This window comes from Agrobacterium sp. ST15.16.024 (assembly GCF_027956545.1).
Classification (GTDB): domain Bacteria; phylum Pseudomonadota; class Alphaproteobacteria; order Rhizobiales; family Rhizobiaceae; genus Agrobacterium; species Agrobacterium cucumeris.
The window spans coordinates 207,867-229,506 of the sequence record NZ_JAQKGO010000004.1; the positions used below are offsets into that span (position 1 = coordinate 207,867).

A 21,640-nucleotide genomic window follows, 5' to 3' on the forward strand; every position below is an offset into this window, starting at 1 on the left:
AAGCCAAGAAGGCCCGCGCCACATCCGAAAGGAGCTAATGCCCCAGGACGTCAATAGTTCCATGCCACCTGTCGCGACACGATGCAAGCCCTGAATTTCAGGGCATTTCGGGCACCGGAACGCCTCTTACGCGCAGAGGCATATGCTGCTATGTCCTTGCTAAAAGGCGCCGGAAAAAAGCGGCGTAAACCGGGACTTCGAAAATGACCAGACAGACCGCCACCATCACCTCTTTTGCCAATCACATGCCGGATGTGGTGGCGATCCGCCACCACCTGCACCGCCATCCCGAAATCGGCCTTTCCGAATTCAAGACGTCGGATTTCATTGCCGAAAAGCTGGTGGAAATGGGCTATGAGGTAACGCGGGGGCTTGCCGGCACCGGCATCGTCGCGACGCTTCGCAATGGCGACAGCGCACGCACGCTCGGCATTCGCGCAGATATTGACGCCCTGCCGATCCACGAGGAGACCGGGGCGGAATATTCCAGCGCCAATCAAGGCGTTATGCATGCCTGTGGCCATGACGGCCACACCGCCATGCTGCTGGGTGCAGCAAAGATCATTGCTGAACGCCGGAATTTCGATGGAACGCTGCATCTTATCTTCCAGCCGGCGGAAGAGAATTTCGGCGGCGCCCGCATCATGATCGAGGACGGCCTGTTTGACCGCTTCCCCTGCGATGCGGTTTTTGCCCTGCATAACGATCCGGGCGTGCCCTTCGGGCAATTCGTGCTGCGCGACGGACCGATCCTTGCCGCCGTCGATGAATGCAAGATCACCGTCAACGGTTATGGCGGCCACGGCGCCGAACCGCAGGATGCGGCAGACCCCATCGTTGCCGGTGCAAGCATCATCATGGCGCTGCAGACCGTGGTCTCCCGCAATATCCATCCGCAACTGTCGGCCGTCGTCACCGTGGGTGCATTCCATGCTGGTGTCGCCAGCAACGTCATTCCCGAAACGGCGGAGATGCTGCTCACCATCCGCTCCTTCGATGCGGGCGTGCGCGACGAGCTGGAAAAACGCATTCGGGCGATAGCCGAAGGCCAGGCCGCAAGTTACGGCATGAGCGTCACCATCGATTACGAGCGCGGTTATAACGCAACCATCAACCACAAGGCGGAGACGGACTATGTCGCCGATCTCGCCCGCCGTTTTGCCGGCGCCGAAAAGGTGGCCGAGATGCAGCGTCCGTCGATGGGCGCCGAAGATTTTGCTTATATGCTGGAAAAACGGCCCGGCTGTTATTTCTTCCTCGGCACGGCGCGCACCGACAACGACCCGCCGCTGCACCACCCGAAATTCGACTTCAACGACGACATCCTGCCGATCGGAACCGCCTTCTGGGTCGATCTGGCCGAGGATTATCTAAAGGTGTGAATGCGCATGAAAAAGGCCGGTCGGAGGAGCGACCGGCCTTTTGTTCTCAAGTGCCCTGATGGAAAAGCCGGGAGGATCAGGGAACGAGACCGAATATGACGGCGGCGACAAACGCCACGCAGACGCCGACAAGAGCCGCATGAACCGAATCTCTCCAGCTGCGCGGCGACTGGGGCTGCGCGACAAAGTCTTTCACTTTTCCTGCCTTGGAATAAGACATTGTGCACTCCCTTCCCTGTCTCGCCCGTCGAACGGGCAGTGGTTAATTTCACCCAAAGAATAGCTTCATCCCCTACCGTTCCAGTAGAGATAAAATTCCATAAGAAGCGCCAATTGGGAAAAATAGGGGTCGCCACTTGCCTCCCAACAAGCATCAATCTACCCATCGCGGAATATTAACGCGGCGCGGCGGCGTTCGTTCAAATCGACTATCTGCAGACAGGGAGACATGATGGATATCGACGCCATCATCATCGGGGCAGGAGTAATCGGGCTGGCGACGGCCCGTGAATTGTCGATGCGCGGCCTCTCTGTCATCATCCTCGAGAGCGAAAGGGAATTCGGCTCCGCGACCTCTTCCCGCAACAGCGAGGTCATTCACGCCGGGCTGTATTATCCGGCCGGAAGCCTCAAGGCCCGGCTCTGCGTGGAGGGCAAGGCGCGGCTCTATGCCTTCTGCCAGAGCCACGGTGTTTCGCATCGCCGCTGCGGCAAACTCATCGCGGCGGCAGATGAAGCTGAAACCGCCCTGCTGGCAGAGCTCGAGGACAAGGGTGAGGCCAACGGCTGCGAAGACTTGGAGCTGATCGATGAAAGGCAGGCGCTTTCGCTTGAGCCCGCTCTCGCCTGCAGGGCAGCCCTGCTTTCACCTTCAACCGGCATCATCGACAGCCACGGCTATATGCTGGCGTTGCTCGGTGAAGCGGAAGACCATGGCGCCGCCCTTGCCTTCAACGCACCCTTCGAAAGGGCGCACGCAATCAGCGGAGGGTTCCGGGTTCATGTCGGCGGCAAAGAGCCGATGAGCCTGACATGCCGCCTGCTCATCAATTCCGCCGGCCTCGTCGCGCCGATGGCGGCAAAAAAGATCGAGGGCCTGCCGGCACAAGCGATCCCTCAAGCGCGTTTTGCCAAGGGCAGTTATTTTTCGCTGGCAGGCAAGTCGCCGTTTTCACGGCTCATCTACCCCGCACCGCATACCCACGGCCTCGGCGTGCACCTCACGCTCGATCTCGCCGGTCAGGCCCGGTTCGGCCCTGACGTGGAATGGGTCGAAACCATCGATTACGCCGTCAATCCCCGCCGCATGGAGGGTTTCGGCGATGCCATACGGCGTTACTGGCCGGACCTTCCAGAGAATGCCTTGGTACCCGCCTATTCCGGCATCCGGCCAAAGATTTCCGGACCCGACGAACCCGCCATGGATTTTCGCATCGACGGGCCGGAGACCCACGGACTTGCCGGCCTCGTCAATCTTTTTGGCATAGAAAGCCCCGGCCTGACCGCCTCACTGGCGATTGCCGCAGACATTGCGGAACGGCTCAGGGACTAATCTCAGCGAGCCGTCTCAGCCAAAACGCGACAGCGCGTCCGCCATGATCCCGGGATCGACATTGCCGCCGGACGCAACCGCAATCAGAGTTTCACTCCCCAGTTCACCACCATGGAAAAGCGCCGCGGCAAGAGCCACCGCACCGCCGGGTTCAACAACGATCTTCAACCGGTTGAAGGCAAGGACCGCGGCCCGCAGCGCTTCCTCATCAGTCACGGCAATGCCTTTTCCGCAAAGCCCGGCCATGATCGGGAAGGTGATGTTACCGGGTTGCGGCGTGACGATCGCGTCGCAGATCGAACCCGAGGTCGTGGCGTTGCGCTCTATCTTACCCGCGGCAAGGGAGCGCGCCACGTCGTCGAACCGCTCCGGTTCTGAAGTCCTGACCTTGTAGTTCGGTGCTTTCGCGGCAAGTGCGAGCGAGATACCCGAGGTGAGACCTCCGCCACCGCAGGGCACCAGAACCCCGGCTGCACCGATCCCCAGTTCCGCACCCTGTTCGGCAATCTCCAGCCCCACCGTCCCCTGCCCGGCAATGACCAGGGGTTCGTCGTAAGGCCTGATCAGCGTCAGCCCACGGTCGCGCGACAGCCGGTCGCCGATGGCGTCTCGATCCTCGTTAGCCCGATCATAAAGCACCACCTCCGCACCATAGGCGCGGGTATTGTCGATTTTTATCTTCGGCGCATCGGAGGGCATGATGATGACGGCGGGAACACCATGCAGGCGGGCGGCAAGCGCCACACCCTGCGCGTGGTTACCCGAAGAAAAAGCGAGCACGCCCTTAGCGCGCACCTCGGCAGGCAGGCCGGAGACAGCTGACCAGCCGCCGCGAAACTTGAAGGAACCCGTCCTTTGCAGGCACTCGGCCTTTACGAAGAGCTTTCGCCCGGCAATCTCATCCAGAAACGGCGATGACAGCAGCGGTGTCCGCACCGCCTGGTTGCCGATACGCTGACGCGCCGCCTCGATCATGGAAATATCTGTCATGCCCTGCTCCTGTGATGCGGATTTGCAGGTACATTAGGAGGTCGCAATCAATTGTGAAACCGTCCGGAAAAGAAAAATCCCCGGTCGTCGCCGGGGATTTTCATCATCTCTTATCAGTGCCAATCAGTGATTGTGCCGGGGCATCTTCTCGGCAATCCTTCGGAAATCCGCAGCCCCATCCAGAACAGCGCCATCCGAAAGCTGCGTCACCGATTGACGGTAGATGCGCTGCCAGGGCGTCGCATCCGCCGGCACCGCCGGAATGCCGTCAGCCTTGCGCGCTTCAAGCTCTGCCTCCGGCACCAGCGCGTTGCATGCACCTTCATTAAAGTCGATGCGGATCACGTCGCCGGTGCGAAGCCAGGCGAGCCCGCCACCGGCTGCACTTTCGGGCGAGGCATTGAGGATCGACGGGCTATCCGCCGTCCCCGATTGCCGGCCGTCGCCGATTGTCGGCAGGCTGGTGATGCCTTTTTTCAACAGCGCGTCCGGCGGCTGCATGTTGACGACCTCGGCCGAACCCGGCCAGCCGAGCGGACCGGCTCCGCGAATGACGAGGATGGTGCGCTCGTCAATATCAAGCGCCGGGTCGTTGATGCGGGCGTGATAGTCTTCCGAACCATCGAAAACCACACATTTGCCCTCGAAAATCCCCTCGCGGCCCGGCTCGCTCAGATAACGTTGCCGGAATTCCGCCGAGATCACGCTTGTCTTCATGATGGCGAAATCGAAGAGATTGCCTTTGAGGACGAGGAAACCGGCGCGTTCTTTCAGCGGCTTGTCATAGGGCAGGATCACGTCGCGGTCGGTCGATTCCCGACCTTCCAGATTTTCCGCCATGGTCTTGCCGGTAACCGTCGGACAGTTTCCGTCAAGCTTGCCGGCCTGCAGAAGCTCCCACATGATCGCGGGCGTGCCGCCGGCGCGGTGATATTTCTCACCCAGCCATTTGCCGGCCGGCTGAACATTGGCAATGAGCGGAATGTCGTAGCCGTGGACTTGCCAGTCCTCCTCGCGCAGCTCGACGCCTGCATGTTTCGCCATCGCCGCCAGATGCGGCTGGGCATTGGTCGAGCCGCCGATTGCCGAGTTGACGCGGATCGCGTTCAAAAACGCGTCACGCGTCATGATATCGGAGGGCTTGATATTCTCGACAACCAGTTCCACCGCGCGGCGGCCGGTGCGATAGGCCATCTGGCCGCGCTCGCGATAAGCGGCCGGGATAGCACCGCAGCCGGTGAGCGACATGCCGAGCGCTTCCGCCATGGCATTCATGGTGGACGCCGTGCCCATGGTGTTGCAATGGCCGACCGACGGGGCTGATTCCAGCGCCGCCTGCAGGAATTCCTCACGGGTGATTTCGCCCGCACCATATTTGCGGCGCATACGCCAGATGACGGTGCCGGAACCAACCAGATCACCGTCATGATAACCGTCGAGCATCGGCCCGCCGGAAAGCACAATGGCCGGAATATCGACCGTGCTTGCCGCCATCAGCGCCGAAGGCGTGGTCTTGTCGCAGCCCGTCGTCAGAACGACGCCATCGAGCGGATAACCGTAAAGCACTTCCACAAGGCTGAGATAGGCAAGATTGCGGTCAAGCGCCGCCGTCGGGCGCTTGCAGTTTTCAAACATCGGATGGGTCGGAAACTCGATGGGAATACCGCCCGCATCACGGATACCATCGCGCACCCGTTTGACCAGTTCCACATGGACGCGGTTGCAGGGCGTCAGATCGCTGCCGCTCTGGGCAATACCGATGACCGGTTTGCCGGAACGCAGCTCTTCCGGCGTCACGCCGTAATTCATGAAGCGCTCCAGATAGAGCGCCGTCATGTCGAGATGGTCTGGATTGTCGAACCAGTCCTGGGATCGCAGGCGGCGCATGGGTGCCTTGTCGTCGCTCATCAGATCGCCTCAGCCCTGTTCCCGGTTGTTGAGTTTTTCGAGGTAAAGCAGGATGCCGCTATGGTCGATATCGGCTCCGCCATCGCCGACGAAGTCGTCGAATTCCCGCGTCACCTGCTGGGTCAGCGGCAATGTGAGCGACATATCCTTCGCCATTGCCAGCACGCCGTTCAGATCTTTGAGCTGGAACTTGGATGGGCCGCCCGGCACGAAATTACGCTTCACCATGCGTTCGCCATGCAGCTCCAGAATCCGGCTTTCGGCAAAACCACCGCGGATGGCATTGCGGAAACCTTCCCGGGATGCGCCACCCGCTTCCACCAGCATCATCGCCTCGGCAACAGCGCCGATGGTGATGGCGACGATCTGCTGGTTGGCGAGTTTGCAGAGCTGGCCAGCACCTGAGGGACCGACATAGGTCAGCCGGCCCATCGGCGCAAAGACATCCGCAAGACCGGCGACCAGAGCCTCGTCACCGCCAGCCATGATGGCAAGCGTGCCGGCCGTCGCGCCCGGAACACCGCCGGAGACCGGCGCATCGACGTGATGAATGCCAAGCGCCTCAAGCCGCGAGGAATGCTCGCGTGCGATCGGCGGCGCAATCGAGCTGCTGTCGATCACGACAGCACCCTTTTCGAGCGCTTCAGCGACCCCATTCTCGAACAGCACCTCACCCACGGCTTTGCCATCGCTCAACATGGTGATGACGATGTCGGCGCCTTTGGCGGCCTCAGCGGGCGATGCCGCAACAACCGCGCCATCGGCAACGAGAGCCTGCGCCTTATCAACACTGCGGTTCCAGACCGAAACCGAAAAGCCCGCACCCAACAGACGCCGGGCCATCGGCCCACCCATCAGGCCCGTGCCGATAAAGGCAACCGACCGCTTTTTCTCCTCCCGACCGACACTCATTTCAATGAACCTCCCAGTTCGTCTTCGATATGCACCTGAATGATCTCTTCGAAGGAGCTTTCAGCCGTGAAGCCCAGCTCGCGGGCACGCTTGGCCTCAAAGCCGGGTGCCCAGCCCTCGCACATGCGCATGATCATCTCGTTCGGCTCGCGGCGGATGAGGGCAACGGCCTTTTCGCCAGCCACCTTGCGCAGCGCCTCAATCTGTTCGCCAACAGTGGCGCTGAGGCCGGGCATCGACAGGTTGCGGCGCGGACCGACCTTTTCGACGTCAATCGTCGCACCATGAAGAAGGAAACCGACGGCAGAACGCGGCGAGGCGTGCCAGTGGCGAATGCTTTCCGGCACCGGCAGAACTGCTTCCTGGCCGACCAGCGGCTCACGCAGGATATTGGAGAAGAAGCCGGAGGCGGCCGCATTCGGCTTGCCGGGGCGGATGCAAATGGTGGGCAGGCGGATGCCGATACCATCGAAGAACCCGCGTCGGCTGTAATCGGACAGCAGCAGCTCGCAGATCGCTTTCTGTGTGCCATAGCTTGTCAGCGGCGTGGTGTGGAATTCATCCGGGATCGGATAGGGAAGCGGCGCACCAAACACGGCAATCGACGAGGTGAAGACCACGCGCGGCTTATAACCATCCTTGCCGTTGGCAATGCGGATGGCATCGAAGAGATAACGGGTGCCGTCGAGATTGATACGGTAGCCCTTGTCAAAATCGAGTTCGGCTTCGCCGGACACGATGGCGGCGAGATGGAAGATGGCATCCGGACGGGCATCTACCAGCTTTTCAGCTTCACCCGGAGCGGAGAGATCAGCTGCGCGCGCATCGACAGCACCGGAAAAACCGGCGGGCGCTTCGGGCTGGAACACGTCGATAAGCGTGAATTTTTCGATCGGCTTGCCACCCAGCGATCCATCTTTCACGAGACGCTGCGTCAGCTTGCGGCCAACCATGCCTGCGGCGCCGATGATTGCGATATGCATGTCTTCCTCCTCTGTGTCCCGGTCATTCTCCCGAGACCGAAAAAACATCATCGGCCGATGGACCGATAAATTAGCTTGTAAGGTTGTCTGATAACCTTATATGATCCGATTGAAAATAGTATTTTTTCACAAACTAACAAAAGCAGGGGCGCCGGCAAAAGCAAGGCCACAAACCCTTGCCTTCATATTTTAGGGCGGATTGGACGGAGAGGGTGGAATGACGATCGTGAGTGAACACGATATCGAGGAATTGCGGTTCTCGCTGAAGAACAGGCTTGGCGAAGCCCTGCTGCTGACATCGCAGGAAGACATGTTGCGCTATTGCCGTGACTGGCACGGTGATGTCACCAGTTCGGCCGTGGCCGTCATCCGCCCTCGTTCTACGCAGGAAGTGTCCGACACGGTGCGCGCCTGCGCTGAACTCGGCCTCGCCATCATCCCCCAGGGCGGTAATACCGGGCTGGTGCTCGGCGGCATTCCCGATGCCCCGAAACATCAGGTCGTGCTGAACCTTGAGCGGCTGAACGCCATCCGCGCCATAGACAGCGACGATTTTTCCGCCGTCGTGGAAGCCGGCTGCATTCTCTCGGAATTCAAGGACGCCGTTGAAGACAAGGGCATGTTTTTCCCGCTGTCGCTCGGCGCGCAGGGCAGCTGCCGCATCGGCGGCAACGTTTCAACCAATGCCGGTGGCATCAATGTCCTGCGTTACGGCATGACCCGCGAGCTGGTTCTGGGTCTCGAAGTCGTCCTGCCGGATGGCACCATCTGGAACGGCCTGTCGACGCTGCGCAAGGACAATCGCGGCATTGACCTGAAGCAGCTTTTCATCGGCGCGGAAGGAACGCTCGGCATCATCACCGCCGTTGCCGTCAAGCTTTACCCCAATCCTGAACATGTCGAGACGGCGCTGCTCGGCCTCAATTCGCTTGACGATGCCATCAAGCTTTACCGTCGCGCCCGCCGCGAATGCTGCGACCTGATGTCCGCCTTCGAATTCATGCCGCCGGTGGCCTTCACGCTGGCGATCGAGGCAATCCCCGACCTCAAGATGCCGATCGCCGGCGATTACCCGGCCTATGTGCTGATGGAAATTTCCGGCTCCGGTCTGGTGGATACCGCCGATCTGATGGGCCGCTTCCTTGAGGGCGTCATGGAAGACGGTCTGGTACTGGACGGCGTCATCGCCTCCTCGCGGGCGCAGGCGCAGTCGCTGTGGCTTTTCCGTGAGGGCATGAACGAGGGTCAGGCGCTGCGCGGCAGCCATATGCGTACCGACATTTCGGTGCCGCTTTCGAAACTTTCGGCTTTCGTGGCCGAGGCGGAAGCCGAACTGGCGGAAAAGCTGCCGGAATGCCTTGCGGTTTCCTATGGCCATGTCGGCGACGGCAACGTCCATCTCAACGTCCTGCCGCCCAATGGTGCGACACCGGAGGAGCGTGAGGCGTTCATCTACAAGTCCAAGACGCTCGTTAACGAGGTCCTCGACCGTTACGTCGGCAGCATCAGTGCCGAGCACGGCATCGGCCGCCTGAAACGCTCCGATTTCGAAAGCCGGCTATCGGATGTGCAGCGCCGGATGATCACGGGTTTGAAAAATGCCTTCGACCCCGATTTGCGGATGAATCCCGGTTGCCAGATAAGCCTGCAACCGGATAGCTAATCGAAGAATGGCAAGGGCGGCTGAGTTCGCCGCCCTTTAAAACCCGCTGACGGCGAAGGAGGAAGTCGCCTGCAGCGGGTAAAATGAACCAATCGTTTCTGCGGAACGGGAGCAATCATGACGCTGGAGTTCAATCAGATACATCGCAACGACCATCTGCCCGGCCGGATTGCCGCAGAGATCGCACGCGAGATCAATGATTCGAAACTCGGGCCGGGAGACAGGTTGCCAACGGAACATGTTCTGGCGAAAACCTTCGGCGTCAGCCGCTCGGTCATTCGCGAAGCGATCGCGCAGTTGCGCAATGAAGGTTTCGTCGAAACCCGCCAGGGCGTGGGTGCATTCGTCACCGATCCCCGGCAGAGGCTGTCCATCCGCATTGAGCGCTCCCGTCTCAACGACCCGGAGAACTTCCGCGATCTCTTCCAGCTTCGCATGCCGCTCGAAATCGAGGCGGCGGGGCTCGCAGCATTGCACCGCAGCCCGCAGCAGCTGGCGCGGCTGGCCGCGGCGCTGGAAAAGATGAAGACCGCTGACGACTGGTCGACGGAAGGTGTTGCCGCCGATCTCGACTTTCACCGCATTCTAGCGGAGGCAACCCAGAACGAATATTTCCTGATGTTCCTCGGCTTCATCGCGGAACGCATCAGCTCGGCCATCAACATCGCTTTCTCCCGCGCGGTTTTTGGTGAGATTCTCGAGGTGACGATCGCCGAACATGTGGCAATCTATGAAGCCGTCGAGAAGGCCGATGCGACCGCCGCCAAAAACGCCATGCGCAAGCACCTGATCGGTGCCGCAAGCCGGGTCAATCTCGAACTGGATATCTTCTGAATAGAAGAATAAATGCGTGAATCGTAAAGCTATAGGACAGGTTTCCGGGCTTTGCGGATATCCAGCAACAAAAGACGATAATTTTGTCGGCGAGACCGCTAGACTCGTTGGAAAAGTCATACTAAGAAGAATGAGATTAGGTTGTCAGACATCCAGACAATAAGACCGCAGGAGGCGGCCTGTCGGAAGGCTGAAAGGGGAGGACATATATGACCGGCGCAAGGTCCATCGACGCTACCGCAATTTTGCCTGAGGATTATGAAAACGCTTTGCTCGTTGGCCGCGTCTGGTCGAAAAGCGAAGGCGGCCCCTGCCCCGTCCTGCTCAAGGGCGGCGTGCTTTATGACCTCACCTCCATCTCCCCCACCATGTCGGAACTTCTGGAAAAGACGGATCTGGTGGAGCGGCTTGCCGACACCGGTACGTTCGTGGCGCTGGGTGCGTTCGAAGCCTTTCTGGACGGCTCCGCCGGCGAACTTCTTGCGCCCAACGACATTCAGGCCGTCAAGGCCGCCGGCGTCACCTTCGCCGACAGCATGCTGGAACGCGTGATCGAAGAGCAGGCCAAGGGCGACCCGCTTCGCGCACAGGAAATCCGCGGACGGCTGGCGCCGGTTCTCGGCGACAATCTACGCGGACTTGAGGCCGGCTCCGAAAAGGCCGCCGAGGTCAAGAAACTGCTCCAGGAAATGGGCCTCTGGTCGCAATATCTGGAAGTGGGTATCGGCCCGGATGCGGAAATATTCTCCAAGGCGCAGGCCATGGCTTCGGTCGGCTGCGGCGCACTGATCGGCGTTCACCCGAAATCGCAATGGAACAACCCGGAGCCGGAAGTGGTGCTCGCCATCACCTCCGACGGCCGCATTGTCGGCGCAACCCTCGGCAACGACGTCAACCTGCGCGATTTCGAAGGCCGTTCCGCCCTGCTCCTCAGCAAGGCGAAGGACAACAACGCTTCCTGCGCGATTGGGCCTTTCATCCGCCTGTTCGACGGCAACTTCACAATTGAAGACGTGAAGCAGTCGCAGATCTCGCTTCTGGTCGAAGGTGAAGACGGTTTCACCATGACGGGCGTCAGCGCGATGCAGGCAATCAGCCGCACGCCGGAAAACCTCGCGTCTCAGCTCTTGAACCGCAACCATCAATATCCAGATGGCGCCGTCTTTTTCCTTGGCACGATGTTCGCGCCGGTCAAGGACCGCCATGGCCCGGGTCTCGGCTTCACCCACGCCAAGGGCGACCGTGTCGAAATCTCCACGCCCAAGCTCGGCAAGTTGATCAACTGGGTCACGACGACGGATGAATGCCCTGAATGGACATTCGGCACCGTGGCCTTGATGCGCAACCTGGCGAAACGTGGGTTGCTCTAAGCAATTCAGCAAAACCGCATCGCGGTTTTGCCTCCGGAATTGCAAAAACCAATAGGTGGCGCATTGACGGCGATCCTTCGCCGAAAATGCTCCAGATGTTTCTTCGGGAGGGGAAAATGCCAAAGACCATCAATCTCTTTTACCGGATTCTCGAAATCATTCTCGTCCTGCTGCTCGCCGGCATGTCGATCATGGTCTTCGTCAACGTCGTCATGCGTTACACGATGAATTCCGGCATCAACGTCTCGGAAGAACTGTCGCGTTATTTCTTCGTCTGGCTGACCTTCATCGGCGCGGTGCTGACATTTCGTGAGAACAGTCACATGGGCATCGAAACGCTCGTGATGTTCCTCTCCCGCCGTGCCCGCATCGTCTGCATGATCGCGTCGAACATCATCATTCTGGCCTGTTCCGCCATCTTCTTCTGGGGAACCTGGAAGCAGTCAGGCATCAACGCCAGCATGCATGCACCGGTTACCAAGCTGTCGATGATCTGGGTCTATGGCATCGGCATGTTCACCGGCGGCCTGATGTTCATCATCGCACTGGAACGCCTGTACCGTCTTTTGACGGGCCGCGTCACAGAAGACGAAATCGCCCAGTTTGCGGGCGAGAACCTGACGATCGAACAGCTTTCGGAGCGCTGATACCATGACCCTTCTCGTTTTTATCGGCTCTCTTCTGGGAGCCATGGCGATTGGCGTTCCCGTCGCTTTCTCGCTGATGTTCTGCGGCGTCGTGCTCATGTGGTACATGGGCATGTTCAACACCGCGATCATCGCCCAAAACATGATTTCGGGCGCCGACACCTTCACGCTGCTCGCCATTCCCTTCTTCATTCTGGCTGGCGAACTGATGAATTCCGGCGGCCTGTCGCGCCGCATCATTGATTTCGCCATTGCCTGCGTCGGCCATATCAGGGGCGGCCTCGGCATCGTTGCCATCGTCGCAGCCATCATCATGGCCAGCATCTCCGGCTCGGCAGCAGCTGATACCGCAGCTCTCGCCGCAATCCTCATCCCGATGATGGCCAAGGCCGGGTACAATATTCCGCGCTCCGGTGGCCTCATCGCCGCAGGCGGCATCATCGCCCCGGTCATTCCGCCGTCCATGGCCTTCATCGTTTTCGGTGTCGCCGCCAACGTCTCGATCACCCAGCTGTTTCTTGCAGGTATCGTTCCCGGCATTCTGATGGGTATTTCGCTGATCGTCGCCTGGCTGATCGTGGTGCGCAAGGACAACATCAAGCCGCTGCCGAAAACCACCGCCAAGGAACGTCTCGTCGCCACCGCGCGTGCCGGCTGGGCGCTGGGCATGCCCGTCATCATTCTGGGCGGCATCAAGGCCGGCATCATGACGCCGACGGAAGCCGCCGTCGTGGCAGCCGCTTACGCGCTTTTCGTCGGCATGGTGATCTACCGCGAACTGAAGCCGGCGGATCTCTTCCATGTGCTTCTGCGCGCCGCCAAAAGCACCTCGATCATCATGTTCCTCGTCTGCGCAGCGCTCGTCTCCGCATGGCTCATCACGGCAGCGAACATTCCGAACGAAGTCGCAAGCTATATCGAGCCGCTGATCGATCGTCCGATGCTGCTGATGGTCGTCATCATGGTGCTGGTCTTCATCGTCGGCACCGCGCTCGACCTGACGCCGACCATCCTGATCCTCACGCCTGTTCTGATGCCCATCATCAAGCAGGCGGGCATCGACCCGGTCTATTTCGGCGTTCTCTTCATTATCAACAACGCCATCGGCCTGATTACCCCTCCTGTCGGCGTGGTTCTCAACGTCGTCAGCGGCGTCGGCCGCATCCCGCTCGGCAAGGTCACGATCGGCGTGTGGCCGTTCCTCGTTGCCGAAACCATCGTCCTGGCGCTGCTGGTGATTTTCCCCGACATCGTCATGGTTCCGTTGCAGTACCTTCGTTAATTTCTCGAACACAATCCAAGGGAGGATATTATGAGAAAGCTTCTTCTGACCACCACGGCCATCGCTTTCGCCGTAGGCGCCGCTGCTCCGGCAATGGCCGAATTCAACAGCCGTAACATCCGCGTTTCAAACGGCATCAACCAGGATCACCCGGTCGGCAACGGCATCAAGGCCATGCAGGCCTGCCTCGACGACAAGTCGGGCGGCAAGCTGAAGCTGACGGCATTCTGGGGCGGCGCTCTCGGCGGTGACCTTCAGGCAACGCAGGCCCTGCGCTCCGGCGTTCAGGAAGCCGTCGTGACGTCCTCGTCGCCGCTCGTCGGTCTCATCCCGTCGCTCGGCGTCTTCGACCTGCCGTTCCTCTTTGCGAACGACAAGGAAGCTGACGCGGTCATGGACGGCGCTTTCGGCGACATGATGAACAAGAAGCTGGAAGAACAGGGCCTCGTAAACCTGGCCTACTGGGAAAACGGCTTCCGCAACCTGTCGAACTCCAAGCATGCCGTGAACAAGTGGGAAGATTTCTCGGGCCTCAAGGTCCGCGTGATGCAGAACAACATCTTCCTCGACACCTTCCAGAACCTCGGCGCCAACGCGACGCCGATGGCTTTCGGCGAAGTCTTCTCGGCGCTTGAAACCAACGCGATCGACGCGCAGGAAAACCCCTATGTGACGATCGACACCTCCAAGTTCTACGAGGTGCAGAAGTACATCACCGAGACGAACCACGCTTACACGCCGTTCCTCTTCCTTTTCTCCAAGCCGATCTTCGACAGCTACACGCCCGAAGAACAGACGGCCCTGCGTGAATGCGCAGTCGTCGGCCGCGACGAAGAGCGCAAGGTCATCCGTGAACTGAACCAGAAGTCGCTGGAAAAGATCAAGGCTGCCGGTCTCGAGGTCAACTCGCTGTCTCCGGAAGAGCAGGCGCGTATCCGCGAGAAGTCGATGGTCGTTTACGAAAAGCACAAGGCTGAAATCGGTGCGGACGTTGTTGACGCCGTTCTGGCCGACCTGAAGAAAATCCGCGGCCAGTAAGCCTGTCTGTACTGAATAAGAAACACCCGGAAGTTCGCTTCCGGGTGTTTTCGTTTCCGGAAAGAAAAAGGCTGCCGAAGCAGCCTTTCCGGAAAATCAGGACGCCGTGCGGTTCTGGCGGTTGGCGATGAGGTCTTCCACCACCGCCGGATCGGCAAGCGTCGATGTATCCCCAAGCGCACCAAAATCATCCTCGGCGATCTTGCGCAGAATACGACGCATGATCTTGCCGGAGCGGGTCTTGGGCAGGCCAGGCGCGAACTGGATCTTGTCCGGCGTTGCAACCGGCCCGATCTCGTTGCGCACATGCTTCACTAGCTCTTCGCGCAGCGCATAATCGCCATTCTGCCCCGCCATCAGCGTGACATAGCAATAAATGCCCTGTCCCTTGATGGGATGCGGATAACCGACCACGGCCGCTTCCGAAACGAGGTGATGCGACACCAGCGCGGATTCGACTTCGGCGGTACCGAGGCGGTGGCCGGAGACGTTCAGCACGTCATCGACACGACCGGTGATCCAGTAATAACCGTCCTCGTCACGCCGGCAGCCATCGCCGGTGAAATACTTGCCCTTGTAGGTCGAGAAGTAGGTATCGACAAAGCGCTGGTGATCGCCATAAACCGACCGTGACTGGCCAGGCCAGCTGTCGGTGATGCAGAGATTGCCGTCGGCCGGCCCTTCCAGCACATTGCCTTCAGCATCGACAAGCTGCGGCTGCACGCCGAAGAATGGCCGTGTCGCCGAACCCGGTTTCAGATCGGTCGCCCCCGGCAGCGGCGATATCAGAATGCCACCCGTTTCCGTCTGCCACCAGGTGTCGACGATCGGGCTCTTGTCCTCACCGACCACATGGTAATACCACTCCCATGCCTCCGGATTGATCGGCTCGCCGACCGTTCCAAGCAGCCGCAGGCTGTCGCGCGACGAACGTGTGACGAACTGGTCGCCCGCCCCCATCAGCGACCGGAGCGCCGTCGGTGCGGTATAGAATATATTGACCTTGTGCTTGTCGATGACTTCCCAGAAACGACCCTGATCCGGGAAGTTGGGAACGCCTTCGAACATCAGCGTCGTCGCACAATTCGCAAGCGGCCCGTAGACGATGTAGGAATGGCCGGTAACCCAACCGACATCCGCCGTGCACCAGAAGACCTCGCCATCCTTGTAGTCGAACACATATTCATGCGTCATCGACGTATAGACGAGGTAACCACCCGTCGTGTGCAGAACGCCCTTCGGCTTGCCGGTGGAACCCGATGTGTAGAGGATGAACAGCGGATCTTCCGCCCGCATCTTCGCCGGCGGGCAATCCGGTTTCACCGTGGCGATTTCCTGATGGTACCAGATATCGCGGCCCGGCGCCCATCCGGTCTTGCCGCCGGTGCGGCGCACAACAAGAACCTTGTTGACGATGACATATTGCTTGGCGGCGATATCGATCGCCTTGTCGGTATTTTCCTTGAGCGGGATCGGCTTGCCGCCGCGCACGCCTTCATCGCAGGTGATGACGAAGGTTGATTCGCAGTCGACGATACGGCCGGCCAGCGCTTCCGGCGAGAAGCCGCCAAAAACGACGGAATGCACGGCACCGATGCGGGCGCAGGCGAGCATGGCATAGGCTGCCTCGGGGATCATCGGCATGTAGATGGTGACGCGGTCACCCTTCTTGACGCCGTGCTTCTTCAGCACATTGGCCAGACGGCAGACATAATCATAGAGCTGGTTATAGGTGATCTTCTTGTCGATATAGGGATTGTCGCCTTCCCAGATGATCGCCGTACGCTCGCCATGCGTCTTCAGATGCCTGTCGATACAGTTGTAGGAGACGTTCGTCAGGCCATCCTCGAACCACTTGATCGGTACACGTCCCTTGAAGGAGGTGTTCTTCACCTTGGTATAGGGCTTGAACCAGTCGATCCGCCGGCCGTGCTTGTCCCAGAATTTTTCCGGATCCTCGACGCTCTCCTGATACCATTTCTGGTACCGCTCATTATCGATGAGCGTGCGGGCTTTCGCCGATTTGAGCACCGGGTAGATTTTGGCAGACATAAACTCCTCCTGAAACCAAGTATGTCCTGTTATGAGCGCGCCTTGAGACTCCCACCTCAGGCATGTGTTGAATTCATAGCAGTTCAAATGCACACGGCAATTAGACAAAGGTCATTTGTTTCGCAAAGAATTGCAATTCTGATGCAATGCCGCTATAGAGCCGTCATATCCCGGAAATTCAGTGGTTGATACCACGCCCGCGACACCGGCGCGGACGGACAGAAGGACTGTATCTATGGCTCAACAATTGCTCATGCCAAAGGCAACTGCTGTATGGCTGGTTGACAACACCGCGCTGTCGTTCGACCAGATAGCCACGTTCTGCAAATTGCATCCGCTGGAAGTCAAGGCGATTGCCGACGGTGAAGCCGCACAGGGCATCAAGGGTCTCGATCCGATCGCGACGGGACAGCTTTCCCGCGACGAGATCGCCCGCGCCGAAGGCAACCCCAACCACAAGCTCAAGCTTTCCGAGCCGAAGGTGCGCGTGCCGGAATCCAAGCGCCGTGGCCCGCGTTATACGCCGGTTTCCAAGCGCCAGGACCGTCCGAACGCCATTCTCTGGCTGGTTCGTAACCATCCGGAACTGAAGGACGCGCAGATTTCGCGCCTCGTCGGCACCACCAAATCCACCATCGAGCAGATTCGCGACCGCACCCATTGGAACTCGGCCAACCTGACGCCGATGGATCCGGTAACGCTCGGCCTTTGCAGCCAGATCGATCTTGATCTTGAAGTCGAACGCGCTTCGCGCGGCCGTCCGCTGCCAACAGCCGAAGAGCTTGGCAACACACTGCAGCCGGCAACGGCGACGGAAGGTCTGGATTACAACTTCCAGCGTGAGGAAGAAGAGCAGATCGACGCCGACGCCGTGTTCAAGAAGCTCTCCTCGCTGAAGTCTGCACCGAAGGACGAAGACGAGGACGATCAATACTGATCGAAGTCTTTCCGACATTTGAAACCCGGCCGCAGCGCCGGGTTTTTTATTTTTAAGGATTTTACCGGCTGCCGAAGATCGCCGAGCCCACCCGAACGCTGGTGGCGCCGAACTCGACGGCGGTTTCAAAATCGCCGGACATGCCCATGGAAAGCTTCTCAAGGCCGCATTGCCCGGCAAGCTTGGCCAGAAGCGCAAAATGCGGCCCGGGATTTTCTTCTGCCGGCGGAATGCACATCAATCCCTCGACCGGCAATTTCAACTCGTCGCGGCAAAAAGCTACGAAGGCAACGGTTTCACGCGGGTCGATGCCGGCCTTCTGCGGCTCGAGGCCGGTGTTGACCTGCACATAAAATCGCAGGCTGCGGTCCTGTATGGCACATTCTTCGGCAAGCGCGCGGGCGATCTTTTCCCGGTCGATACTCTGCACGACGTCAAACAGCGCCACCGCATCCGCCGCCTTGTTGGATTGCAGCGGGCCGATCAGATGCAGCTCGATATCAGATGTCTTCTCCTTGAGGGCAGGCCACTTGCCCTGTGCTTCCTGCACGCGGTTTTCGCCAAACGCGCGCTGGCCGGCATCGATGATGGGCTGGATCGCTTCTGCGTCGAATGTCTTCGATACAGCAACCAGGGCAACATCCGTCGCCTTGCGACCGGATTTTTCCGCAACATCCGCAATGCGCTGCCTGACATCTTCAAGACGTGCTTCGATTTCCATCACAAGACCTTTTTTAAACCGTTCGAACCGCTAACTAGACGCCGATTACCTTGATGCCAAGCACCTTTAGCACCATTTGAGGCACGCTGACCAAGATTGAACGCCCGAATGCCCCGCCAAACTTGACGCCCCGGTCGTTTCATGGTGAAGGTCAGCGCAAATTTTTCCCCTCGATACCCGGAATTTTAGACAATGGCCATCGAACGTTACAATCCTCGCGACGCCGAGCCGCGCTGGCAGCAAAAATGGAACGAAGACAAGGTTTTCGTCACCGATAACAGCGATCCGCGCGAGAAGTATTACGTTCTGGAGATGTTTCCCTATCCCTCGGGACGCATCCATATGGGCCATGTCCGCAACTACGCGATGGGTGATGTGGTTGCGCGTTACAAGCGCGCGCGTGGCTTCAACGTTCTGCACCCGATGGGCTGGGATGCCTTCGGCATGCCTGCGGAAAACGCAGCCATGCAGAACAAGGTCCACCCCAAGGACTGGACCTACCAGAACATCGCCACCATGCGCGGCCAGCTGAAATCCATGGGCCTGTCACTGGACTGGACCCGTGAATTCGCAACCTGCGATGTGGAATATTACCATCGTCAGCAGGCGCTGTTTGTCGATTTCATGGAAAAGGGCCTGGTTTACCGCAAGCAGTCCAAGGTCAACTGGGACCCGGTCGACCACACGGTTCTGGCCAATGAGCAGGTGATCGACGGCCGCGGCTGGCGCTCCGGCGCACTGGTCGAACAGCGCGAACTGACGCAATGGTTCTTCCGCATCACTGATTTCAGCCAGGACCTGCTGGACGAACTGGATGAACTGGACCAGTGGCCGGAAAAAGTGCGCCTGATGCAGAAGAACTGGATCGGCCGTTCCGAAGGCCTGTCGCTGCGCTGGCAGACCGTCACTAAGACGGCGCCGGAAGGTTTTTCCGACATCACCGTTTATACAACGCGTCCCGACACCCTGTTCGGCGCCTCCTTTCTGGCGATCGCCGCCGACCATCCGCTGGCAAAGGAACTGTCGGCGAAGAACCCTGATATTGCCGCGTTCTGCGACGAATGCCGCCGCCATGGCACCTCTCTGGCAGCGCTTGAAACCGCTGAAAAGAAGGGCATCGACACCGGCGTCAAGGTCGTTCACCCGCTGGATCCCAGCTGGGAACTGCCCGTCTATGTCGCCAATTTCGTCTTGATGGATTACGGCACCGGCGCAATCTTCGGCTGCCCCTCGGGTGACCAGCGCGATCTGGACTTCGCCCGCAAATACGGCCTGCCGGTCGTGGCCGTCGTCGCACCCGAAGGTCCCGACGCCGCAAGCTTTACCGTTGAAGACACCGCCTTCACCGATGATGGCGTGATGATCAATTCCGGCTTCCTGAACGGCATGAAGACGGCCGACGCCTTCGAAGCCGTCGTGCAGAAGCTGTCCGCCGAGATGCTGGGGAATGCGCCGCAGGCCGAACGCAAGGTCAATTTCCGCCTGCGCGACTGGGGCATTTCCCGCCAGCGTTACTGGGGTTGCCCGATCCCGGTTATTCACTGCGAAGTCTGCGGCGTGGTTCCGGTTCCGAAAAAGGATCTGCCGGTCAAGCTGCCCGACGATGTCACTTTCGACGTGCCCGGCAACCCTCTGGATCGCCACCCCACATGGCGTCATGTTTCCTGCCCCCAATGCGGCCATGATGCGCGGCGCGAAACCGACACGATGGACACCTTCGTCGATTCCAGCTGGTATTACACCCGCTTTACAGCGCCGTGGGAAGACCAGCCGACCGACCCGAAAGTTGCCAATCACTGGCTGCCGGTCGATCAATATATTGGCGGCATCGAGCATGCCATCCTGCACCTGCTCTATTCGCGCTTCTTCACCCGCGCCATGCGCGAGACCGGCCATGTCGGCGTCAAGGAGCCCTTCAAGGGTCTGTTTACGCAGGGCATGGTGGTTCACGAAACCTATAGCCACGGCGAAGGCATGAGCCGCGAATGGATAGCCCCCGCGGACCTGCGCATCGAAGAGACGGAAGGCGCACGCCGGGCATTCCTCCTGTCTTCCGGCGCGGAAGTGAAGATCGGCTCCATCGAGAAGATGTCGAAGTCCAAGAAGAACGTGGTCGACCCGGACGATATCATCGCATCCTATGGGGCGGATACCGCACGTTTCTTCGTTCTGTCGGACTCTCCGCCGGATCGCGACGTCATCTGGTCCGAAGCCGGGGTGGAGGGTGCAAACCGCTTCGTCCAGCGCGTCTGGCGCATCATCGGCGAAGTTGCCGGGGAGCTGAAGAACGTCAAGCCGAAGCCGGCGACCGAGGGCGAAGGGTTGACAGCCTCCAAGGCCGCCCACAAGACGCTGAAGGCCGTTCAGGACGATCTGGACAAGCTCGCCTTCAACAAGGCGATCGCCCGCATCTACGAGCTCGTCAATGCCCTGGCTGGACCGCTTGCGGACGTCGCGGCAGGCGGCAAGTCTGACGACGCCAAGGCAGCGGCGCGTGACGCCGTTGAAATCCTCATTCGTATCATCGCCCCCATGACACCGCATCTGGCGGAAGAGTGCTGGTCGGCGCTGGGCAATGAGGGTCTCGTGGCCCAGACGCCATGGCCGGTCTTCGTTGCCTCGCTGGTCGAGGAAAATGACGTGGTCATGCCGGTGCAGGTCAACGGCAAGAAGCGCGGTGAATTGACAATCGCGCGCGATGCGGATCAAGATGCGGTCCGTGCGGCTGCCCTTGCTCTGGATGCCGTCAAATCTATTCTTGCCGGTGGCGAGCCCAAGAAAGTCATCGTGGTTCCTCAGAGGATTGTGAACATTGTTGTCTGACGTTTTTTCGAGATGGAGCCGCGTCGCGGCAGCAATTTCCGTCGTGATGATGGCTGGTCTTCTGGCGGGCTGCCAGGTGCGCCCGCTTTATGGCGAGGCCTCCGGAACCAAGGAGAGGCTGGCAGCCGTCAGTGTCTCCGAGGTTGGTGGCAGGGTTGGACAGGAAGTCCGCAACCAGCTGATCTTCCTGATGGCCGGCGGCGCGGGTGAACCGGCCACGGCGCAGTATAATGTAAAGATTTCCGTAAGCTCGAGCGCCACCTCCACGGAGGTCGAGAATTACGACCTGACGACCCGCACCAACAACAACTATGACGGCCCTTATCCCGGCCGCGTGGTGATGAGCGGTCAATATGTCCTGACGCGTATTTCCGATGGCCAGATCCTGCGCTCCGCACGCCGCAACGTGACGGCACAGGTGGACCTGCCGCAGCAGGAATTCGCCAAGATCAGGGCGACCCGCGACGCCGAAAACCGGGCGGCCCGGGAACTGGCTGAAATCATCCGCACCGATATTGCCGCCACCCTCGGCCGCTGAGAAGCGCG

The 21,640-nt window shown here is 59.7% G+C and carries 18 protein-coding genes; 11 read left to right on the forward strand and 7 right to left on the reverse strand.

The features are described from left to right. The first annotated feature begins 203 nt into the window (after nt 1-203). Nucleotides 204-1,382, forward strand: a complete 1,179-nt coding sequence (locus PL640_RS15705; protein ID WP_271362555.1) for a M20 aminoacylase family protein — start codon at nt 204-206, stop codon at nt 1,380-1,382. Nucleotides 1,383-1,458: 76 nt separating this feature from the next. On the opposite strand, the gene PL640_RS15710 is transcribed toward PL640_RS15705, so the two are convergent. Beyond that, nucleotides 1,459-1,602: a hypothetical protein gene (locus PL640_RS15710; RefSeq protein ID WP_142842205.1), complete on the reverse strand. Its 144-nt coding sequence runs from the start codon at nt 1,600-1,602 to the stop codon at nt 1,459-1,461. 228 nt (nt 1,603-1,830) lie between these two features. On the opposite strand from PL640_RS15710, the gene PL640_RS15715 reads away from it, so the two are divergent. Continuing rightward, the gene (locus tag PL640_RS15715; protein ID WP_271362556.1) at nt 1,831-2,934 is read left to right on the forward strand and encodes an NAD(P)/FAD-dependent oxidoreductase; all 1,104 of its coding nucleotides are present in this window, start codon (nt 1,831-1,833) and stop codon (nt 2,932-2,934) included. A gap of 15 nt (nt 2,935-2,949) precedes the next feature. Here PL640_RS15715 and PL640_RS15720 read toward each other — a convergent pair whose 3' ends face one another. The 4 genes from PL640_RS15720 to denD form a co-directional block, all read right to left on the reverse strand. Then, a complete protein-coding gene (locus PL640_RS15720) occupies nt 2,950-3,924 on the reverse strand; it encodes a threonine ammonia-lyase (protein WP_271362557.1) in 975 nt (324 codons plus the stop codon). 123 nt (nt 3,925-4,047) lie between these two features. After that, nucleotides 4,048-5,832 carry an IlvD/Edd family dehydratase gene (locus PL640_RS15725; RefSeq protein WP_271362558.1) on the reverse strand — a complete coding sequence of 595 codons (1,785 nt, stop codon included), beginning with the start codon at nt 5,830-5,832 and terminating at the stop codon, nt 4,048-4,050. 9 nt (nt 5,833-5,841) lie between these two features. Continuing rightward, on the reverse strand, nt 5,842-6,744 hold the full coding sequence (locus tag PL640_RS15730) for an NAD(P)-dependent oxidoreductase (protein ID WP_271362559.1): 903 nt from the start codon (nt 6,742-6,744) through the stop codon (nt 5,842-5,844). Further along, complete coding sequence (denD, locus tag PL640_RS15735) at nt 6,741-7,727, reverse strand: D-erythronate dehydrogenase (RefSeq protein ID WP_271362560.1); 987 nt, start codon at nt 7,725-7,727, stop codon at nt 6,741-6,743. Before denD ends, PL640_RS15730 begins: the two co-directional genes overlap by 4 nt. A gap of 217 nt (nt 7,728-7,944) precedes the next feature. Between denD and PL640_RS15740 the strand changes: the two genes are divergently transcribed. The 6 genes from PL640_RS15740 to PL640_RS15765 all read left to right on the forward strand — a co-directional run bounded on the left by PL640_RS15740 (nt 7,945) and on the right by PL640_RS15765 (nt 14,561). Further along, entirely contained in the window at nt 7,945-9,390 is a 1,446-nt protein-coding gene (locus PL640_RS15740; protein WP_271362562.1) for an FAD-binding oxidoreductase, read from the forward strand. A gap of 117 nt (nt 9,391-9,507) precedes the next feature. After that, nucleotides 9,508-10,224 (forward strand): FadR/GntR family transcriptional regulator, encoded by a 717-nt coding sequence (locus PL640_RS15745; protein ID WP_142842197.1) that lies wholly within the window; start codon nt 9,508-9,510, stop codon nt 10,222-10,224. A gap of 209 nt (nt 10,225-10,433) precedes the next feature. Continuing rightward, the gene (locus tag PL640_RS15750) at nt 10,434-11,594 is read left to right on the forward strand and encodes a fumarylacetoacetate hydrolase family protein (protein ID WP_271362563.1); all 1,161 of its coding nucleotides are present in this window, start codon (nt 10,434-10,436) and stop codon (nt 11,592-11,594) included. Nucleotides 11,595-11,710: 116 nt separating this feature from the next. Continuing rightward, complete coding sequence (locus PL640_RS15755) at nt 11,711-12,241, forward strand: TRAP transporter small permease (protein WP_142842195.1); 531 nt, start codon at nt 11,711-11,713, stop codon at nt 12,239-12,241. A 4-nt stretch (nt 12,242-12,245) separates the two neighbouring features. After that, nucleotides 12,246-13,523, forward strand: a complete 1,278-nt coding sequence (locus PL640_RS15760; RefSeq protein WP_269347228.1) for a TRAP transporter large permease — start codon at nt 12,246-12,248, stop codon at nt 13,521-13,523. A gap of 30 nt (nt 13,524-13,553) precedes the next feature. Beyond that, the gene (locus tag PL640_RS15765) at nt 13,554-14,561 is read left to right on the forward strand and encodes a TRAP transporter substrate-binding protein (RefSeq protein WP_046799626.1); all 1,008 of its coding nucleotides are present in this window, start codon (nt 13,554-13,556) and stop codon (nt 14,559-14,561) included. Nucleotides 14,562-14,657: 96 nt separating this feature from the next. Here the strand turns inward: PL640_RS15765 and acs are convergent, their stop codons facing one another. Further along, nucleotides 14,658-16,613, reverse strand: coding sequence for an acetate--CoA ligase (acs, locus tag PL640_RS15770; protein WP_269700996.1), 1,956 nt, complete (start codon nt 16,611-16,613; stop codon nt 14,658-14,660). Nucleotides 16,614-16,848: 235 nt separating this feature from the next. Between acs and PL640_RS15775 the strand changes: the two genes are divergently transcribed. Continuing rightward, nucleotides 16,849-17,550, forward strand: a complete 702-nt coding sequence (locus PL640_RS15775; protein ID WP_046799628.1) for a DUF1013 domain-containing protein — start codon at nt 16,849-16,851, stop codon at nt 17,548-17,550. A gap of 61 nt (nt 17,551-17,611) precedes the next feature. Here the strand turns inward: PL640_RS15775 and PL640_RS15780 are convergent, their stop codons facing one another. Then, on the reverse strand, nt 17,612-18,271 hold the full coding sequence (locus PL640_RS15780) for a YggS family pyridoxal phosphate-dependent enzyme (RefSeq protein ID WP_271362564.1): 660 nt from the start codon (nt 18,269-18,271) through the stop codon (nt 17,612-17,614). A 192-nt stretch (nt 18,272-18,463) separates the two neighbouring features. On the opposite strand from PL640_RS15780, the gene leuS reads away from it, so the two are divergent. Next, nucleotides 18,464-21,094, forward strand: a complete 2,631-nt coding sequence (gene leuS / locus PL640_RS15785; RefSeq protein ID WP_271362565.1) for a leucine--tRNA ligase — start codon at nt 18,464-18,466, stop codon at nt 21,092-21,094. Continuing rightward, nucleotides 21,087-21,632, forward strand: coding sequence for an LPS assembly lipoprotein LptE (gene lptE / locus PL640_RS15790; RefSeq protein WP_161991384.1), 546 nt, complete (start codon nt 21,087-21,089; stop codon nt 21,630-21,632). Before leuS ends, lptE begins: the two co-directional genes overlap by 8 nt. Nucleotides 21,633-21,640: the final 8 nt, after the last annotated feature.

Coding starts and splice junctions, on each gene's coding strand:
- PL640_RS15705 (WP_271362555.1), top strand. CDS start 204: ATGACCAGACAGACCGCCACCATCACCTCTTTTGCCAATCACATGCCG.
- PL640_RS15710 (WP_142842205.1), bottom strand. CDS start 1,602: ATGTCTTATTCCAAGGCAGGAAAAGTGAAAGACTTTGTCGCGCAGCCC.
- PL640_RS15715 (WP_271362556.1), top strand. CDS start 1,831: ATGATGGATATCGACGCCATCATCATCGGGGCAGGAGTAATCGGGCTG.
- PL640_RS15720 (WP_271362557.1), bottom strand. CDS start 3,924: ATGACAGATATTTCCATGATCGAGGCGGCGCGTCAGCGTATCGGCAAC.
- PL640_RS15725 (WP_271362558.1), bottom strand. CDS start 5,832: ATGAGCGACGACAAGGCACCCATGCGCCGCCTGCGATCCCAGGACTGG.
- PL640_RS15730 (WP_271362559.1), bottom strand. CDS start 6,744: ATGAGTGTCGGTCGGGAGGAGAAAAAGCGGTCGGTTGCCTTTATCGGC.
- denD (WP_271362560.1), bottom strand. CDS start 7,727: ATGCATATCGCAATCATCGGCGCCGCAGGCATGGTTGGCCGCAAGCTG.
- PL640_RS15740 (WP_271362562.1), top strand. CDS start 7,945: ATGACGATCGTGAGTGAACACGATATCGAGGAATTGCGGTTCTCGCTG.
- PL640_RS15745 (WP_142842197.1), top strand. CDS start 9,508: ATGACGCTGGAGTTCAATCAGATACATCGCAACGACCATCTGCCCGGC.
- PL640_RS15750 (WP_271362563.1), top strand. CDS start 10,434: ATGACCGGCGCAAGGTCCATCGACGCTACCGCAATTTTGCCTGAGGAT.
- PL640_RS15755 (WP_142842195.1), top strand. CDS start 11,711: ATGCCAAAGACCATCAATCTCTTTTACCGGATTCTCGAAATCATTCTC.
- PL640_RS15760 (WP_269347228.1), top strand. CDS start 12,246: ATGACCCTTCTCGTTTTTATCGGCTCTCTTCTGGGAGCCATGGCGATT.
- PL640_RS15765 (WP_046799626.1), top strand. CDS start 13,554: ATGAGAAAGCTTCTTCTGACCACCACGGCCATCGCTTTCGCCGTAGGC.
- acs (WP_269700996.1), bottom strand. CDS start 16,613: ATGTCTGCCAAAATCTACCCGGTGCTCAAATCGGCGAAAGCCCGCACG.
- PL640_RS15775 (WP_046799628.1), top strand. CDS start 16,849: ATGGCTCAACAATTGCTCATGCCAAAGGCAACTGCTGTATGGCTGGTT.
- PL640_RS15780 (WP_271362564.1), bottom strand. CDS start 18,271: ATGGAAATCGAAGCACGTCTTGAAGATGTCAGGCAGCGCATTGCGGAT.
- leuS (WP_271362565.1), top strand. CDS start 18,464: ATGGCCATCGAACGTTACAATCCTCGCGACGCCGAGCCGCGCTGGCAG.